Source organism: Bradyrhizobium tropiciagri, assembly GCF_018130545.1.
In the GTDB taxonomy this organism is placed as follows: domain Bacteria; phylum Pseudomonadota; class Alphaproteobacteria; order Rhizobiales; family Xanthobacteraceae; genus Bradyrhizobium; species Bradyrhizobium tropiciagri_A.
Genome location: NZ_JAFCKF010000006.1, coordinates 425,620 through 441,298 on the forward strand (window position 1 = coordinate 425,620; position 15,679 = coordinate 441,298).

Below are 15,679 nucleotides of genomic sequence, written 5' to 3' on the forward strand. Positions count from 1 at the left end.
TATGAGTGACGACGCATCACACAACATCCTCGTGCTCGGCGCGTCGGGCCTGATCGGGCGTTATCTCACCGACGATCTGAGGGCGCGCGGCTTTCACGTGATTGGGATCGCGCGGCATTTCACGCTTGCGCAAAAGATGAGCGCGGCCGATCTCGAGCTGCCTGTGATGTCGCTGAATGCAGCTGATCTGACGCAGCTGCTGCGTACGCATGAGGTCGATGTCGTCGTGAATTGCCTCGGCGTGCTGCAGGACGGTCCGGGCAGCGACACGCGCGCGGTACATCGCGATTTCGTGGCGCGGTTGCTCGAGGCAATCCGCGACAGCCATCGCGCGACCCGTCTCGTGCACATCTCGATACCCGGTGCCGCCAATGAGGACCGCACCGCCTTCAGCACCACCAAGCGCGAGGCCGAACGGCTGATCGCGGCATCAGGGGTCGCGCATGCGATCCTGCGCCCGGGTTTTGTGATCGCGCCGTCGGCCTATGGCGGCAGCGCCATGTTGCGCGCGCTGGCGGCGCTGCCGATCGAGTTGCCGGCCGACGAGGCGGCGACGCCGTTCCAGCCGGTCGCGGTCGAGGACATCGCCGCCACCATCGCATGGCTTGCTTCGCGCGACGTCGGCGATGAAGCGGTGCGCTCGGTGACATGGGACCTGATGCAGCCGCAGCCGGTCTCGCTCGGCGGCGTCATCGCCCAGTTCCGCTGGTCGTTCGGCACGGCGAAACATTTCCGCATCGCGTCGCCGTCATTCCTGATCGATCTCGGTGCCCGCCTCGGCGATCTCGTAAGCCGGCTCGGCTGGATGCCGCCGCTGCGGACCACCGCGATTGCCGAACTGCGCCGCGGCGTCACCGGCGATCCCTCAGCCTGGATGCAAGTGACCGGCATCGTGCCGAGGACGATCGCGCAAGCGGTCGGCGCTCGCCCCGCGACCATTCAGGACAAATGGTTTGCGCGGCTGTTCCTGATCAAGGCGCTGATTTTCGCAAGCCTGGTGCTGTTCTGGGTTGCGTCCGGCTTCATTGCGCTGGTCGTCTCCTATGACGCCGCCGCCGGCATTTTGAGCGCGCATCATTTTCCGTCCGCACTGGTCGGACCGGTCACGGTGCTGACCAGCCTGATGGACATGAGCATCGGCGTGCTGATCGCGATCCGCCGCACCGCGGCGTTTGGCCTTGTTGCCGGGATCATTGCCTCGCTGGGCTACATGGCGGGATCGGCGATCCTGACGCCGGATCTCTGGATCGAGCCGCTCGGTGCGCTGGTGAAGACGGGGCCTGCGATCGTGCTGATGCTGGTCGCGCTGTTGATGTTGGATAATCGATAGCGTTTTCAAGCGAAGTGGGACCCGGTTCGCGTGAAGAAAGCGCGTCCAAAGGAATCAAGATGAGCCTGTGGCCAGACGACGACGTGATCCTCTACGATGGCGTCTGCATCTTCTGCTCGCGCTGGGTCCGCTTCGTCGTCGCGCGCGACACAGCGCGCCGCTTCCGCTTCACGCCGATCCAGTCCGCCTACGGCACGCGGCTGGCAAGAACCTTCGGCATCGACCCCGACGATCCCGACACCAATGCCGTCGTCCACGGCGGCATCGCCTGGATGAAGTCCGACGCCGCGCTGACGGTGCTGAGCCATCTCCCCGGCTGGAGCTGGACAAGCGCGCTGTTCGCGGTCCCGAAGCCGCTGCGCGACGCGGTCTACAGCCTCATCGCGCGCAACCGCTACAGGATCTTCGGGAAGTACGAGACGTGTTTCGTGCCGGACGCGGACATGCGGGCGAGGGTGCTGGAGTAGGCTCGCAATGACGGCCTGACTACTTGCGCGGCGATGCCGCCAGCACTTCCTTCGCTGCCCTCTCCCCTGAATCCCTTGCGCCATGCGCAGTCGAGAAGAAATGCGGCGACGTCGCCTCTCCGGCGAAGAACAGCCGGCCGTCGACCGGGGCGGCGAGCACGGCGCGCTTGTCGGCGTGGCCGGGCAGCGCGTGTGAGTAGGAGCCGCGGGCGAACGGGTCGTGGGCCCAGCGAGATTCGCTGAGCGGCTGCAGCTTGCGGCGGAAATCATTGCCGAGGAAGGAGACGATCTCGTCGATGCTGTGCGCCGCGATGGCGCCGTCGCCGGCATCTTCGAGCGCTTGCGCAAAACGTCCGCCGAAGAAGCCTTCGATGCAGGGCTGGCCGAACGGGCGGATGTGATAGGTACCCATCTCGGTGCGCATGGTGGCGCCGCGCAGATTGCCTTCCTTCGGCAGTGCCTCAGGCTCGGCGAGCGCCAAGGTCACCTTGTCGGCGAGGCCGAGCGGTAGGCCGCGCGCGGCATCGAGTTTTTCCGGCAGCGCCGGCGAGAAGCGGATCGCCTCGTCGGCGATCAGATTGGTCGGCACGGTGACGATCACCCTGTCCGCCTCGATCGTGCCGCGCGAGGTCTCGATGCGCACGCGCTTGCCTGTGTGATCGATCAGCCCGACCTCGCAATTCAGCGCGACAGACACCTGTTCGCCATAAGCTTTGACCAGCGCGCCATAGCCGCGCCTGACGCGCCAATTGACGTTGCTGTCCTCATAGGCGTCGAAATCGAGGATCGAGAGCTGGTCGAGCTCGCAGCCATTCACATAGGTCGAGATCGCATCGATCATCGGGTTCCAGCGGTTGCCGGGCTCGAGATAGGGATCGGCGGGACCATCCTTGCCACCGCGCGCGGCCGCTTCGAGGCGATCGTAAAACTCGTCGAGCGCCAGCGTGAATGCGTCGCGATCAGCCTGCGGGAACGCTTTGCCATAGGCGCGCTCGCGCCATGGCGGCAGGTCCTTGTTGAGCTGAAAGCCGAGTTGCTCGGCGATGCCGACAAAACTGTTCTGATCGGCCGAATGCAGCCAGCCGCAGCCGACGTCGAACACCACGTCAGGCGCGGCCCGGATCGTATGCGCACGGCCGCCGAGCCGGTCGCGGGCTTCCAGCACGATGCTGGAAAGGCCGGTGCCCTTCAGCGCATGCGCGGCGCCGAGGCCAGCGGCGCCGGCGCCGATGATGGCGACATCGACCGTGGAGGGAAGGGAACTCATGTCCCGGCTCTAGCACGTTCGTCGCCGGGCCTGAAGCGGCCGCGTGCATGACTGTCATCGCCCGCGCATGCGGGCGATCCAGTATTCCAGAGACAGAAGTGGTTGAACCGATAGGCCGCGGCGTACTGGATGCCCCGGTCGAGCCGGGGCATGACAGACGGGCTTAGGCTACAGCCTCTCTGGCCTTCTCGGCGCGCTTGCGGTCGTTCGGATCGAGATGCTTCTTGCGCAGCCGGATCGACTTCGGCGTCACCTCGACGAGCTCGTCGTCCTCGATATAGGCGAGCGCCTTTTCCAGCGTCATCCGGATCGGCGGCGTCAGGCGCACCGCTTCGTCCTTCGAGGTGGTGCGGATGTTGGTGAGCTGCTTGCCCTTCAGCACGTTGATCTCGAGGTCGTTGTCGCGGGTGTGCTCGCCGACGATCATGCCCTTGTAGACCTTCCAGCCCGGCTCGATCATCATCGGGCCGCGGTCTTCCAGCTTGAACATCGCATAGGCCACCGCTTCGCCCTGGTCGTTCGAGATCAGGACGCCGTTGCGGCGACCCTGGATCTCGCCCTTGTAGGCGGCATAGCCGTGGAAGATGCGGTTCATGATCGCGGTGCCGCGGGTGTCGGTGAGCAGTTCGCCCTGGTAGCCGATCAGGCCGCGGGTCGGCGCGTAGAACACCAACCGCAGGCGGTTGCCGCCGGACGGGCGCATCTCGATCATCTCGGCCTTGCGCTCACTCATCTTCTGCACGACGACGCCGGAATGTTCCTCGTCGACGTCGATCACGACCTCCTCGATCGGCTCCTGCCAGACGCCGGCTTCGTCCTTTTGCAGCACGACGCGGGGGCGCGACACCGAGAGTTCGAAGCCCTCGCGGCGCATGGTCTCGATCAGGATCGCGAGCTGCAATTCGCCGCGACCCGACACTTCCATCGAGTCCTTGTCGGCGGCTTCGACGACGCGCAGCGCAACGTTGCCTTCGGCCTCACGCAGCAGACGGTCGCGGATCATGCGGCTCGTCACCTTGTCGCCTTCGGTGCCGGCGAGCGGCGAATTGTTGACGATAAAGGACATCGACACCGTCGGCGGGTCAATCGGCTGCGCCTGCAACGGGGTGTCGACGGACGGATCGCAGAACGTATCGGCGACGGTGCCCTTGGTCAGGCCGGCAATCGCGACGATGTCGCCGGCTTCGGCTTCGTCGAGCGGCGTGCGCTCGATGCCGCGGAACGCGAGTATCTTGCTGATGCGGCCCTGCTCGATCAGCTTGCCGTCGGCGCCCAGCACCTTGACGGCCTGGTTGGGCTTGATCGTGCCCGAGGAGATGCGGCCGGTGATGATGCGGCCGAGGAAGTTGTTGGCCTCGAGGATGGTGCCGATCATCCGGAACGGACCTTGCTCGACCTGCGGCGGCGCAACGTGGCGCACGATCAGGTCGAACAGCGGCTGCATGCCGGCGTCCTTCGGTCCATCCGGGCTATCCGCCATCCAGCCCTGCTTGGCCGACCCGTAAAGGATCGGGAAGTCGAGCTGCTCTTCGCTGGCATCGAGCGCCGCGAACAGGTCGAACACCTCGTTGATGACTTCGGTCGGCCGTGCGTCGGGACGGTCCACCTTGTTGATCACGACGATCGGCTTCAGTCCGACCTTGAGTGCCTTGGACACCACGAATTTGGTCTGCGGCAACGGGCCTTCGGCGGCGTCGACCAGCACCAGCGCGCCGTCCACCATGTTGAGGATGCGCTCGACCTCGCCGCCGAAATCGGCGTGGCCGGGGGTGTCGACGATGTTGATGCGGATGTCTTTCCACTGCACCGAGGCGGCTTTCGCCAGAATGGTGATGCCCCGCTCGCGCTCCAGATCGTTGGAGTCCATGGCGCGCTCCGCAACCTTCTGGTTTTCGCGGAAGGTGCCGGATTGCTGCAGCAGGCGGTCGACGAGGGTGGTCTTGCCGTGGTCGACGTGGGCGATGATGGCGACGTTGCGAAGGTTCATGGCTCTTCTTCTGGTCGTGCAATGGTCAGATGCGCGATCTCGCCGGACCAATCTGGCCGGCCGCTCGCTCGCGTGGCCCAATCGGGGCCCGGATCACGCTCATACCCAAGAAATTTGACGGGGACGCATCACCCCAAAAAGGAAGCCCGGTCAGAGGACCGGGCACCTTGCGCGTTGCGGCGCAATATAGTCAGAAAACGCCAAAAAACAATGATTTGTTGCTCGTTTGGAGGGCTGATTTTGGTTCCGGAAGCCAGTTTTGAGGGGCTTTTCGGGGGTGATTCAGCCTCGTTTCTGCGCCCGCGCGAACACGATCAGCCCGAGCCCAACAATCGTCACCAGCACAGAGACCCCGGTGAGCGGGTCGTTTGACCCACCCAGGGTGACGTTGAGCACCACGCAGAGGGCACCCGGGATCAGCAGCAGCACCCCCACGATCAGCATGAAGATCGTGCAGCCGGGCGGCAGCCGTGGTTCCGGCCGCGGCGGCTCGGTTGGCGGGGGCTCGAGACCGCTCATGGGCTCCCCTTGATCGCGGAACGGATCAGCATCACGCCGGCAAAGCAGACCGCGAGCCCGAGCAGGATCAGGAACAGAATGGAGGGGTCGTTTTTCGACTCGCTGAGGACGCCAAACCCGAACAAGAGTGCGCAGAGCCCGGGCAGCAGCAGGAACACCCCGAACAGCGCCATGAAGGCGGTCGCGCAGCCGCTGCGTGGTGCCGGCGGCGGCGGGACGTATTGATCGGGCGGCTCCGTCGGGAGCGGCGGTGGATTGGTCTCGCTCATGGCTGTTGGTCCATCAGTGGGTCGCGATGTCAGCCGGATCCAGGTCTGCGGATGGCCCACCAGATCAGGGCCACGCCGAAGCACGCCACAAGCAGGCAAGCGCCGACGAACTGACGGTCATCGGACGCCATCTTGGCGACGCCGGCAAATACGAAGATCAGCGCGCAGAGGCCGGGCAGCAGCAGAATGATTCCGGCGACGATCATCAGCGCCGTCACGCAACCGTTGCGCTGCTGCGGAGGGCGGGGCGGAGGCGGCGCGCTGGTATCGCTCACCTTGGCACCTCCTCCTCCGTCCGGCGCGCCTCGCGGTAGGTCTGCCCGGCCAGCGCGGCGCGGATGCCGTCGATCTTTCCGTCGCGGTAGAACAGATTGTAGGTGTCGAACGGGATGATCGCGCCGCTCTCGGTGACGAAGTGGATGCAGCTTCGCTTGACGTTGCCGACACAGAAATTGAAGCGATCGAGAAACTGCACGATGGTGACGCGGAACACGTTCTCGTAACTGAGGCCCTCCGGCACCTCGAAGCTCGGCAGGCAGCACAGCAATTCGCAGACCCGCTCGCTCGTGTTCAGCGGCCCCGACGACAGCGAGAACAAATCGACGAACTTTTCCCGCAACACCGGATATTTCTCCGGGCTGATCGTGTTGGGCATCACGGCGACGAGCTGCTCCTGCGGGATCAGCGAGGTCAGCGGCAGCACCTTGTCGGCGTTGCGCAGGCCGTAGCCGATCGAGATGCTCTCGGGATTGCAGGGCAGCGGGATCATGTCCTTGTCGCCGAACACTCCGGTCTCGATCACGCGCTTTCGGATCTCCGACAGCATGATGCGGTCGGTATCCTTGTTGAAATCCTCGTTGCGGCCGGCGTCCTGTACCGGCTGCAGGGTCACGCCGCGGACGCATGTCCAAGTGAGCGCATGGCGGACGATGTCGCCGATCTCGGCATCGTTGACGCCGCGCTTGATGGTGGCGACCAGCGTGGTCGAGACGCCCGCGCGCTCGAGATTCTCCAGCGCCTGCTGGCGGATCTTGCGCAGATCGGCGCCGCGCAGATTGACCAGCGCGTCGCGCTTGAGCGAATCGAATTGCAGATAGACTTCCAGCCCGCGCTTGTTCTCGGCGAGCTTCGCCACGAACTCCGGCTCGCGCGCGATTCTGAGACCGTTGGTGTTGATCATGACATGGCGGATCGGGCGGGCGCGCACCGCATCCAGGATGGCGAAGAAATCCGGATGCAAGGTCGGCTCGCCGCCGGAGATCTGCACCAGATCAGGCTCGCCCTCGCTGGCCACCAGCGCGTCCAGCATCTTCTCGATCTTCGCCAGCGGCGTGAAGCTTGAGCGTGTCGGCGAGGAATCCGCAAAGCACACCGGGCAGGTCAGGTTGCAGTGCTCGGTGATCTCGATCAGTGCCAGGCAGGAATGCTGCTCATGGTCGGGGCATAGCCCGCAATCATAGGGGCAGCCGAACTCGGTGTGGCGCTGGAAGGCGAGCGGCCGATCGCCGGGCTTGATGAAATCCTTGCACAGCCGCCAATAGGCGGAATCGGTCGAGACCAGCGTCGACTGCACGCCGTGCTGCTTGCAGCGCTTCTCGTACCAGACCTCGCTGCCGAAAATCTGGATCTTGGTCGGCACCAGGGTCAGGCAGGTTTCGCAGAGCGATTGGGTCTGGCCCCAGAAGATGTAGGGGCGGGACTTACGCAGCGGCGCGTTCATGCTTCAAACTCACATTTGGCGCCGTCGCCAGCATGACGGCGGCGTAAATCATGACAAACAGCGACAGCAGGTGGAACAGCGAGAACGGGCCGATCAGCGCGCCATAGGGCTTGATGAACTCCCACACGAAGCGCTGCAGGCCGTAGTAGAACAGCACGAGGTAGAATCCATTGGTGATGACAGCGGCGTTGCGGTTCAACACGGCCCAGACATAGAAGACCGCGAATGCCGCCATCGCGAGGCTCTCATAGAGTTGCACCGGGTGGCGCAGGATGCCGTCGCCGAAGTCATGGCCCCAGGGTAGCGTGGTCGGCGTGCCGTAGGTGAAATCCTCAAGGCCTGCGAAATAGCAGCCGAGCCGGCCGATCGCGACGCCGACCGCAAGCGGCAGCGCGAACCGCGCCCCGGTGCGCAGCGAAATGCCGTGCAGCCATTTGTAGAGCTCGATCGCGACGATGCCGCCGGCCAGCGCGCCCTCAACCGAGCGGGCGATGCCCGGCATGCCGGAGAACCACAGGTTTAGCGTGCCGAAAATGTAGGCGCCGATCCCGGCGCCGAACACCAGGGCCGCGATATAGGTCAGTTCAAAGGATTGCCGCGGGAATTGCAGCCCGCGCACGCGCGACAGCCACCACATCGCGAGCGCGGCCGCGCCCCATGCTGCAACGTCGAAGACGGCGTGAAGTCCAGCCCCACTCATCACGCGAGTGTAGCGTGATTTTCGCGGTCCGCGATAGTCGCTCTCCCTCTCCCCGTTGTTACGGGGAGAGGGCAGGGGTGAGGGGCTTCTATCCGGCGAGCACCCCGTGGCTTGTAGCAGTGTACCTCGCCCCTCACCCGGATCGCTGCCGCGATCCGACCTCTCCCCTCAAAGAGCGGGGAGAGGTAAGCAGTATCAATTCGCCGGGTTGTCCTCGCTCGGATAGACCCCGCGCAGCACCTCCTCGAAGTGATCCTTCACCGCCTCGTTGCACAGGCAGGAGCGCAGCTTGAGCTTGTCCGGATCGCGGATCACGATCGCGCCGCGGCGGGTATCGAGCACGCCCTCCGCCTTGAAGTTCTGGATCACCCGGCTGGTGTAGCTGCGGCCGACGCCGAGCAGGGTCGAGAGCTGTTCATGGGTGAGCGGCACCACACCGTTGCCGTTGGTGCGCTCGATCGCCGAGATGATCCATTTCGCGGCGCGCTGCTCGATCGAGTGGATCGCATTGCAGGCGGTCGACTGGAAGATCTGCGCCAGCATGCAGTCGGCGTAGCGCGCGAAGATGTTGCGCACCGAGATCGACTTCAGCTTGGCGGCGTCGAGCTTGCTGATCGGCAGCCGCACGAAGGGCCCGCCGAACTTGACGGTGATGCGGGTATAGGCCGGCAGGAATCCCTGGCTCACGATACCGCCGACCGCGCCCTCGCGGCCGACCAGGATGGTCTCGACATCGCGCCCGTCTTCGTTGCCCACCATGTAGGACGCAAGGCTCGGCCCGCACGGGAAGTGCACGATCTGGACGTCGTCGCCGGGATTGTAGAGCAGGTCGCCGGCCTCGGCCTCGACCACCGCAAGATACGGCGCGACCAACTCGTAATCGCTCGCATTCAGCCGGCGCAAAAGATTGTTGAACGGCCGGTCATTCGTCCCGGCCAACTCGGTCCGTTTTTCAATCATTGGAAAATCCTGAAAACCCAACGCGGACCATACTGAAAAAGTTCCCACTTTTATGTTCACTAGTGAACAGACGCGGTCGCTTGCGATGTGATGGTTTCATCCTGGGAACAGCCGGCGTGCTTTCGGGCGCCGGTCGCGGGCCATCCGGCCGGATCGATCCGGTCTCTCATCCATCATCAAAGAAATGGACACCGAGCCATGGACTCCGCTCCCAATGCCGGCATGCCCGGCGACGTTCTGGTCGTCGAGGACGATCCGATCATCGCGCTCTATTTCGAGGATACTATCCTCGGCTTCGGCGCCCGCACGGTGCGCACCGCCGCGAACGTCGCCCGCGCGCTCGAGCTGATCGCCGAACGCGCGCCGGATTTCGCGCTGCTCGACGTCGGCCTGGTCAGGGGCGAGAAGACGTTTGCGATCGCCGAGCGGCTCGATGCACTGAAGGTGCCGTTCGCGTTCGTCACGGGTTATGGCGCCGATATCAGGCTGCCGGATTCGCTCGCCGGCAAGCCGCGGCTGGCCAAGCCGTGTTCGAGCGAGACGCTGGAAGCCGCGCTGCGAAGCGGACATTGACGGATTGCCGGGCTTCGGCCTCGCCGTCGAAGCGTTCCTCGTCTACGATCCAGCTTGCAAGGATTCGACGAGGCGTCGGGAAGCCGTCATGGCGATCAGGATATCTGCCGCTGCGCCCGCAGCCGCGCTCTCTCTGTGGCTTCTCGCGCTGCCGCTTGCCCCGGCCGTCGTCGGCGGCTTCGTATCTCCAGCCGTTGCTGAGTCGGCCGCATTGACGAGCACGCAATCCGCCGCGAGCGAGGCCTACGACAACGCCCTGAAGAACTTCGTCGCGATCCTGCGCCAGCGGCGCGCGCAGATCGATGCAAGGCAGCCGCTGCCCAATCTGCCGGGGCAGGCTGTGTATCTGGCCCGGGTCGAGATGATGAGCACCTACAAGGATCTCACCGATGCGTTGCCGTCCAGGATTGGAAGATCCAACAAACTCGGAATCCCTCCGGCCTATTTCGACGCCGACAACGAGCCGCTGCTCGATGAGTACAGGAAGCTGTTTGATGTCATGGAGGCGCCGCCCAGCAATGCGCAAACCTCCGAGACGCCATTCAAGGACGTGGTCGATCTGGCGACCGTGATCGCCCGCGCCAGGGGTCTCGCTGCCGCCGACGCCGCTGTCGCGGGCCGCATCAGCCTCGGGCTGTTCTTTGCCGAGACCAACGGCAAGCAGAACGCGGGAAATGCACGGTCGAACACCTATAAGGGCAGCCTGCAGACCGGCCCGTCCGAAGACCACAACGGTCGCAAGAAGTGGTTAGCCATCAAGGGATCGATCGCGGCGCTCGATCCCGCGCTGAGCCGTCGTGACGACAAGGAAGAAGCACGGGCCGGCAATCTCGATCACAGGTTCAATCACTGGACCGCAGTGCGGGACGCGCTGATGAACGCGCACGCGGACATATTCCCGCAGGTCCCGGCGATCGCAAAGGCCCTGCCCAATCCGATCGATCAGATGAAACTGTTCGAGCTGATCCAGATCATTCCGACGCCGACCAAGGCCGCGCTCCGGTCCGGCAATCTGACGGGCTATCGAATCTCCGATCCCCGGATCATGGGGTATCTGCGAAACAACAGCGTCTTCGCTTACGGTCGGGCCGACCGGACCCGGACGTCTGCAACCTTCCGTGAAATCCTCGATGCGATGTGGCTGTTCAACGCCAAGTTCGAGCAGGCGCTTGCCAAATTCGCCGAGCTCAAGGCCGGCAAGCAGCAATGAGATCAGCAGGCCGTCAGAGCGGACCGAGCAGCGCCCATCGCGGATCGCAGAACTCCTTCACCGCAGAGGCGACACCGCCGGCGATGATGTTGCGGCGCTCGGGCGAGTCCATTGCGAGCTCTTCGTCGCGGTTGATGATCGAGCCGGCCTCCAGCAGCACGGCGGGCATCGCGGTCTTCCGCAACACGATCAGCTCATCATAGCTGTAGACGCCGGTCTCCTTGTTCAGCAGCGGGTGCTGGTTGCTGCCCATGATGGGCAGGCTGTATTGCTCGGCATAGCGCAACCCCCCGGCCTTCATCTCCTTCGCGACCAGCTCGGCGAAGCGCAGGCTGGTCCTGAAGTCGGGATTCTCGCGGGAGACGAACACCGAGTAGCCGCTGAAGCGGTCGCTGAAGTGGCTTTTCTTGCCCTCGAATTCCCAATCCTCGAGCATCTTGTTGGGCACGGAATCGTGGTGGATCGATAGCAGCAGATCCGCGTGCAGATTGCTGGCGCTCGCGACCCGCTTGAACAGGCTGGGTCGCGCCTTGCCTTCGGTCAGCAGCAGCCTGGTTTCGGCAAAGCCTTCGGCCTTCAGCCTCTCCTCGATCAGCTGCGCAAGGCGCCGGTTGAAGATGAACTCGGCGACATTGCGCGCGCTGATCGCGCCTTCCGATTCGGCGGTATGTCCGACATCCAGCACGATCCGGAATGTTGCGGGATCGCATGCGGCTGCGGTCGGCTTGGGCGCGGAAGGCGGCAGGGCGATCGGCCCAAGCGCGGCAAGCCGCGTGACGTGGTGCTTGGCTGGCGCGCGGTGCTTCGCCAATCTCGCCGGTCTTGTCGACGATCTTGCCGACTTCGTGTGCTTCGACGATTTGGCGTGCTTGGAGGAGCTCTTGAAGAAATCCGGCAGCCAGCCGGCATTGCTGACCTCGATCGGCAGCAGCGCGAACATTGCGATCGCGACAACAATCAAGCGACGAGGCCGAAACCTCGCGACGATGCCACCGAGCACGCGAAAGAATTCGCAGCGCCTCATGCTCCGCCCCTCCGGGCCCCCAGCATAACGGCTCTGATATCGGTACCGGAAGAGGCCGGTCGCGTCCATCCCCTGTCAATCGCGGCGCCCTTGGCTTTGAGCCGAGGGCGTCGAGGACAGGGCGTGCGGTTCCGGCTGCGGCCGAGTTACACCGGTTTCGGATCGAGCGTGATCGCCCACAGCTCGGCGTCGACGCGGTCGCGCAGGCTGACCGTCATCTGGCCGCTCTTGCCGTCGATCTTGACGTGACCGAAGAACTGCATGCCGGCCGACGGCGGCAGGTTCTGGTTGGCTTCGCCCGGCGCCTTGACGAACTTCACCTCGGGGCCAAACGTGTTGTCGAGCTCGTTCGGACCGAACGTGCCGGCATGCAGCGGGCCGGAGACGAATTCCCAGAACGGGTCGAACTCCTGGAACTGGGCCTTGTTCGGGTTGTAGTAGTGCGCGGCCGCATAGTGCACGTCGGCGGTCAGCCACACCGTGTTGACGATCCCTGCGGTCTTGATGAAGCGCAGGATGTCGGCGATCTCGAGCTCGCGGCCGCGCGCCGGCCCGTCGCCCTGCGCGAACGCTTCCGAGCCCTTCTTGTTGGCGGCATCGTCATAGACGATCAACGAGAGCGGCATGTCGGAGGCGATCACCTTCCAGGTGGCGCGCGAGTTGAGCAGCGCGCGCTTCAGCCAGGCCATCTGGTCTGGCCCGATGAAATAGGCGTCGGGGCCGTAGGTCTCTTGCAGGTTCGGACCGTTCGGGCCGCGATAGCTGCGCTCGTCGAGCATGAACACGTCGAGATGCGGTCCGTAGCTCAGCGTGCGATAGACCCGGCCCGGTTCGACGATGCTCTCACGCATCGGATACATCTCGTGGAACGCCTTGGCCGCGCGCGCGGCGAGCACCGTGATGTCGCGCTCCTTGTAGGCCGCCGGCAACTGCTTCGACAGCGACCAGTTGTTGGTCACCTCGTGATCGTCCCACTGCACGAAGATCGGGACCTCGGCATTGAATGCGCGCAAATTCGAGTCGAGGAAATTGTATTTATGCGCGGCGCGGTACTCGTCGAGCGTCTCGGCGACCTTGGCCTTCTCCGGGATCGTGATGTTCTTCCAGATCTTGCCGTCGGGGAGCTTCACCTCGGACGGAATCACGCCGTCGGCGTAGATGGTGTCGCCGGAATGCAGCAGGAAATCCGGATTGTGCTTCTTCATCGCGGCGAAGGTGATCATGCCGCCGTCGTCGGGGTTGATGCCCCAGCCCTGGCCTGCGACGTCACCGCCCCACACAAAGGAGACGTCGCGGCGGTCGCTCGGCGCGGTGCGGAAGCGGCCGACCACGGGCTCACCGACCACGTCGATATGGGCGAGGTCGCGGAAGCGGACGCGATAGAAGATGTCCTGGCCGGACGGCAGGTTTTCCAGCAGCATCTTTGCGGTGAAGTCGCTCTCCGGCAGCGCCGTGATCGGCGGCAGCGCGCGGGCGTCCTTGAAGGATTCAGTCGTGGCGACCTCGACCATCATCTGCGACGGCCGGTCCGCACGCGCCCACACCACGCCGCCGTCAGTGCCGACATCGCCGGACTGCACGCCATGGGTGATCGCCGGACGATCGGCCGCGCGCGACAGATAGGGCATCGCGATCACACCGGCACCGGCTGCAGCCGCAGTCGAAAGAAAGCGTCGGCGAGTGAGATTTCGCGAGAACCGGATCGTCATTGGGGAGCCTCCTCAGGTCACAGCGACAATGCGCCGCGGGCGTGCCAAGACCTAGAAAAATTCCATGACGGACAGATTACAGGGCGAGCTCGCCCTGCCTTTGCTCGTCGGCTCGGAAGCGTTTCAAAGCACGTCTGCTTCTTCGTGAGGCGAGCACCCATGTCAGGCTCCCTCCCCCCTTGCGGGGGAGGGTGGGGAGAGGGGTAAGCCCGGGGCGCTAGCGTCACAGATGAAAACGACACTCGCTCAGTCGCAACGACGTTCTCGCGACCAAACTTCGACGGAGCAAGCGGCACCCCTCTCCCTAACCCTCCCCCGCAAGGGGGGAGGGAACTCTGCCGCCGGTGACTCCCTCACAAGGCTTCAGCGGACAAGAGGATGAGAAATAGAGGAGGCCTCTCCGCCAACGGAAGAAGCGAAGCAAGTCCATGGGGAGCGGATTTAAGGACCTACGCCGTGCCCGCCGCGCGAAATTGCGTCGCAGTCCGCTGCAGATTCTGCGGCATGCTCAGCAGCAGCGCCTTGCGGTCGGCGACGGCGTTGTGGAACTGCTCGAGCGCGATGTTGAACGCGGTCAGCGTGCCTTCCTCGATGGCGCCGTGCTCGAAGCAGTCCAGCGTGTGGCGCAGAATGTCGTCGGCCTCCGCCTGCATCTGGTCGAGCTCTTCGGTCGAATCGCTCTGCCGCGCTGACTTCAGCATCTCCAGCAGGCGTTCGCGCTGCGAGGTATTGGTATTGCGCTCGTCCTGCTTGAGATAGCCGGCGAACCACGCGCCGGCCGAGCCCATCGCCGAGAACGCCATCAGGCTCCACCAGATGTAGTCGCTGTAGCGGTCGAGGAAGGTCTTCTCTTCGCCGTCGACGAAGGCGGCCGCGCCCGGATGCACCGGGATGGTGGCGTCCTTGTCGGTGTCTGGGGTCTCGATCTTGGCGGCGAGCGGGAAGTCGTTCTTGAGCGATTGCCGGATCGCGAACAATTGCCGGGTGAAGGCCGCGACCGTGGAGTCCGACAGGCCTTTTCGTGCGACAATGTGATGGGAGAAGCTGATCGTCTTCACCTCGTCGTCGGGCCGGTCGGCCGAGCCGAGCGAGCCGGCGGGAATTTCCGCGGCCTCATAGGCCGGATGGTTTTGCGCAATGGCCTCCGACGCGTCGATCGCGAGGAAGGTGGGCTCGCCGCCATCCTTGGTCGACGCCGTGATCGCATCGATCGTGATCTTGCTGTTGGCCGGGCCGACCGCGAGATAGGCGTCGGCCTTCAGGTTCTTGATCGCCTCGACCGCTTCATTGGCCGGGAATTGCACGATCTCGACCTTCATCGGGTCGACGCCGTATTGCGTCAGGATCAGCTTCAGCAGATTGACGTTGGCCGGGGTGCGTCCGACGACGCCGATCTTGCGGCCGGACAGCTGCGCGATCTTGGTGATCTTGGCAGACTTCCGGACCTTGCCCTTGGCGGGCGGCACCCACATCACGACGACGTTCTTGCGCAGGGTCGCGACTGCCTGCGCATTCTTCGGCACTTCGAGGTCGCCGCGGATGATGGCGAGGTCGGCCTTGCCGTCGGCCAGCGTCTGCGCGCTGGCGGTGGCGCCGTCGGTCTGCACCGGGCGGAGCTTGACCTGGGTGTGCTGCTGGTTGTTGAAGGCCTGCGCCAGCGCCTGCACGACCTTGAGGTCATCGCTGTTGGCAGGGCCGACCGCGATCCGCAGCGTCACCGGGCGTACCGCGAAATAATAGCCGGCAGCCATCGCGCCGATGATGGCGAGCGCACCGGCGATCAAAACAAACATCAGCCGCTGCTTTGCCGAACGCAGCGGCTTGGGCGATATGCTGGCGGAGCCGTCTGTCATCGATCTCGCAAACAAACGTCGGGGCTCAATCTCGTAAAACTACCAACGTGCATACATCCTGTATTTGTAGCAAATTCCTGAATAGACAGAT

The 15,679-nt window shown here is 64.3% G+C and carries 15 protein-coding genes; 4 read left to right on the forward strand and 11 right to left on the reverse strand.

The features are described from left to right. The first annotated feature begins 1 nt into the window (after position 1). A complete protein-coding gene (locus JQ616_RS27180) occupies positions 2-1,330 on the forward strand; it encodes an SDR family oxidoreductase (RefSeq protein WP_212019871.1) in 1,329 nt (442 codons plus the stop codon). 59 nt (positions 1,331-1,389) lie between these two features. Continuing rightward, positions 1,390-1,797, forward strand: a complete 408-nt coding sequence (locus tag JQ616_RS27185; RefSeq protein ID WP_212019873.1) for a thiol-disulfide oxidoreductase DCC family protein — start codon at positions 1,390-1,392, stop codon at positions 1,795-1,797. 19 nt (positions 1,798-1,816) lie between these two features. On the opposite strand, the gene JQ616_RS27190 is transcribed toward JQ616_RS27185, so the two are convergent. The 8 genes from JQ616_RS27190 to JQ616_RS27225 form a co-directional block, all read right to left on the reverse strand. Continuing rightward, on the reverse strand, positions 1,817-3,064 hold the full coding sequence (locus tag JQ616_RS27190) for a flavin monoamine oxidase family protein (protein WP_212019874.1): 1,248 nt from the start codon (positions 3,062-3,064) through the stop codon (positions 1,817-1,819). Between the two features lie 163 nt (positions 3,065-3,227). After that, on the reverse strand, positions 3,228-5,051 hold the full coding sequence (gene typA / locus JQ616_RS27195) for a translational GTPase TypA (RefSeq protein WP_212019876.1): 1,824 nt from the start codon (positions 5,049-5,051) through the stop codon (positions 3,228-3,230). Between the two features lie 282 nt (positions 5,052-5,333). Then, positions 5,334-5,570, reverse strand: a complete 237-nt coding sequence (locus JQ616_RS27200) for a hypothetical protein (protein WP_212019878.1) — start codon at positions 5,568-5,570, stop codon at positions 5,334-5,336. Continuing rightward, a complete protein-coding gene (locus JQ616_RS27205) occupies positions 5,567-5,839 on the reverse strand; it encodes a hypothetical protein (protein WP_212019880.1) in 273 nt (90 codons plus the stop codon). The genes JQ616_RS27200 and JQ616_RS27205 overlap by 4 nt, the downstream gene beginning before the upstream one ends. A 29-nt stretch (positions 5,840-5,868) precedes the next feature. Beyond that, positions 5,869-6,114: a hypothetical protein gene (locus JQ616_RS27210; RefSeq protein ID WP_212019882.1), complete on the reverse strand. Its 246-nt coding sequence runs from the start codon at positions 6,112-6,114 to the stop codon at positions 5,869-5,871. Continuing rightward, the gene (locus tag JQ616_RS27215) at positions 6,111-7,559 is read right to left on the reverse strand and encodes a radical SAM protein (RefSeq protein ID WP_212019884.1); all 1,449 of its coding nucleotides are present in this window, start codon (positions 7,557-7,559) and stop codon (positions 6,111-6,113) included. Before JQ616_RS27215 ends, JQ616_RS27210 begins: the two co-directional genes overlap by 4 nt. Further along, positions 7,540-8,259 carry a prolipoprotein diacylglyceryl transferase gene (locus JQ616_RS27220; RefSeq protein ID WP_212019886.1) on the reverse strand — a complete coding sequence of 240 codons (720 nt, stop codon included), beginning with the start codon at positions 8,257-8,259 and terminating at the stop codon, positions 7,540-7,542. Before JQ616_RS27220 ends, JQ616_RS27215 begins: the two co-directional genes overlap by 20 nt. A 195-nt stretch (positions 8,260-8,454) precedes the next feature. Beyond that, positions 8,455-9,219, reverse strand: coding sequence for a Crp/Fnr family transcriptional regulator (locus tag JQ616_RS27225; RefSeq protein ID WP_212019888.1), 765 nt, complete (start codon positions 9,217-9,219; stop codon positions 8,455-8,457). Between the two features lie 198 nt (positions 9,220-9,417). On the opposite strand from JQ616_RS27225, the gene JQ616_RS27230 reads away from it, so the two are divergent. Both JQ616_RS27230 and JQ616_RS27235 read left to right on the forward strand, forming a co-directional pair. After that, positions 9,418-9,792, forward strand: coding sequence for a response regulator (locus tag JQ616_RS27230; protein ID WP_212019890.1), 375 nt, complete (start codon positions 9,418-9,420; stop codon positions 9,790-9,792). Between the two features lie 88 nt (positions 9,793-9,880). Next, positions 9,881-11,002 (forward strand): hypothetical protein, encoded by a 1,122-nt coding sequence (locus tag JQ616_RS27235; RefSeq protein ID WP_212019892.1) that lies wholly within the window; start codon positions 9,881-9,883, stop codon positions 11,000-11,002. A 13-nt stretch (positions 11,003-11,015) separates the two neighbouring features. Here the strand turns inward: JQ616_RS27235 and JQ616_RS27240 are convergent, their stop codons facing one another. The 3 genes from JQ616_RS27240 to JQ616_RS27250 all read right to left on the reverse strand — a co-directional run bounded on the left by JQ616_RS27240 (position 11,016) and on the right by JQ616_RS27250 (position 15,588). Beyond that, a complete protein-coding gene (locus tag JQ616_RS27240) occupies positions 11,016-12,026 on the reverse strand; it encodes an N-acetylmuramoyl-L-alanine amidase (RefSeq protein ID WP_249137295.1) in 1,011 nt (336 codons plus the stop codon). A gap of 146 nt (positions 12,027-12,172) precedes the next feature. Continuing rightward, positions 12,173-13,735 (reverse strand): alkaline phosphatase D family protein, encoded by a 1,563-nt coding sequence (locus JQ616_RS27245; protein WP_212019894.1) that lies wholly within the window; start codon positions 13,733-13,735, stop codon positions 12,173-12,175. A gap of 449 nt (positions 13,736-14,184) precedes the next feature. Next, on the reverse strand, positions 14,185-15,588 hold the full coding sequence (locus JQ616_RS27250; protein ID WP_249137298.1) for a TAXI family TRAP transporter solute-binding subunit: 1,404 nt from the start codon (positions 15,586-15,588) through the stop codon (positions 14,185-14,187). Positions 15,589-15,679: the final 91 nt, after the last annotated feature.

Coding starts and splice junctions, on each gene's coding strand:
- JQ616_RS27230 (WP_212019890.1), top strand. CDS start 9,418: ATGGACTCCGCTCCCAATGCCGGCATGCCCGGCGACGTTCTGGTCGTC.
- JQ616_RS27225 (WP_212019888.1), bottom strand. CDS start 9,219: ATGATTGAAAAACGGACCGAGTTGGCCGGGACGAATGACCGGCCGTTC.
- JQ616_RS27190 (WP_212019874.1), bottom strand. CDS start 3,064: ATGAGTTCCCTTCCCTCCACGGTCGATGTCGCCATCATCGGCGCCGGC.
- JQ616_RS27200 (WP_212019878.1), bottom strand. CDS start 5,570: ATGAGCGGTCTCGAGCCCCCGCCAACCGAGCCGCCGCGGCCGGAACCA.
- JQ616_RS27245 (WP_212019894.1), bottom strand. CDS start 13,735: ATGACGATCCGGTTCTCGCGAAATCTCACTCGCCGACGCTTTCTTTCG.
- JQ616_RS27235 (WP_212019892.1), top strand. CDS start 9,881: ATGGCGATCAGGATATCTGCCGCTGCGCCCGCAGCCGCGCTCTCTCTG.
- JQ616_RS27205 (WP_212019880.1), bottom strand. CDS start 5,839: ATGAGCGAGACCAATCCACCGCCGCTCCCGACGGAGCCGCCCGATCAA.
- JQ616_RS27240 (WP_249137295.1), bottom strand. CDS start 12,026: ATGAGGCGCTGCGAATTCTTTCGCGTGCTCGGTGGCATCGTCGCGAGG.
- JQ616_RS27185 (WP_212019873.1), top strand. CDS start 1,390: ATGAGCCTGTGGCCAGACGACGACGTGATCCTCTACGATGGCGTCTGC.
- JQ616_RS27215 (WP_212019884.1), bottom strand. CDS start 7,559: ATGAACGCGCCGCTGCGTAAGTCCCGCCCCTACATCTTCTGGGGCCAG.
- JQ616_RS27250 (WP_249137298.1), bottom strand. CDS start 15,588: ATGACAGACGGCTCCGCCAGCATATCGCCCAAGCCGCTGCGTTCGGCA.
- JQ616_RS27220 (WP_212019886.1), bottom strand. CDS start 8,259: ATGAGTGGGGCTGGACTTCACGCCGTCTTCGACGTTGCAGCATGGGGC.
- typA (WP_212019876.1), bottom strand. CDS start 5,051: ATGAACCTTCGCAACGTCGCCATCATCGCCCACGTCGACCACGGCAAG.
- JQ616_RS27180 (WP_212019871.1), top strand. CDS start 2: ATGAGTGACGACGCATCACACAACATCCTCGTGCTCGGCGCGTCGGGC.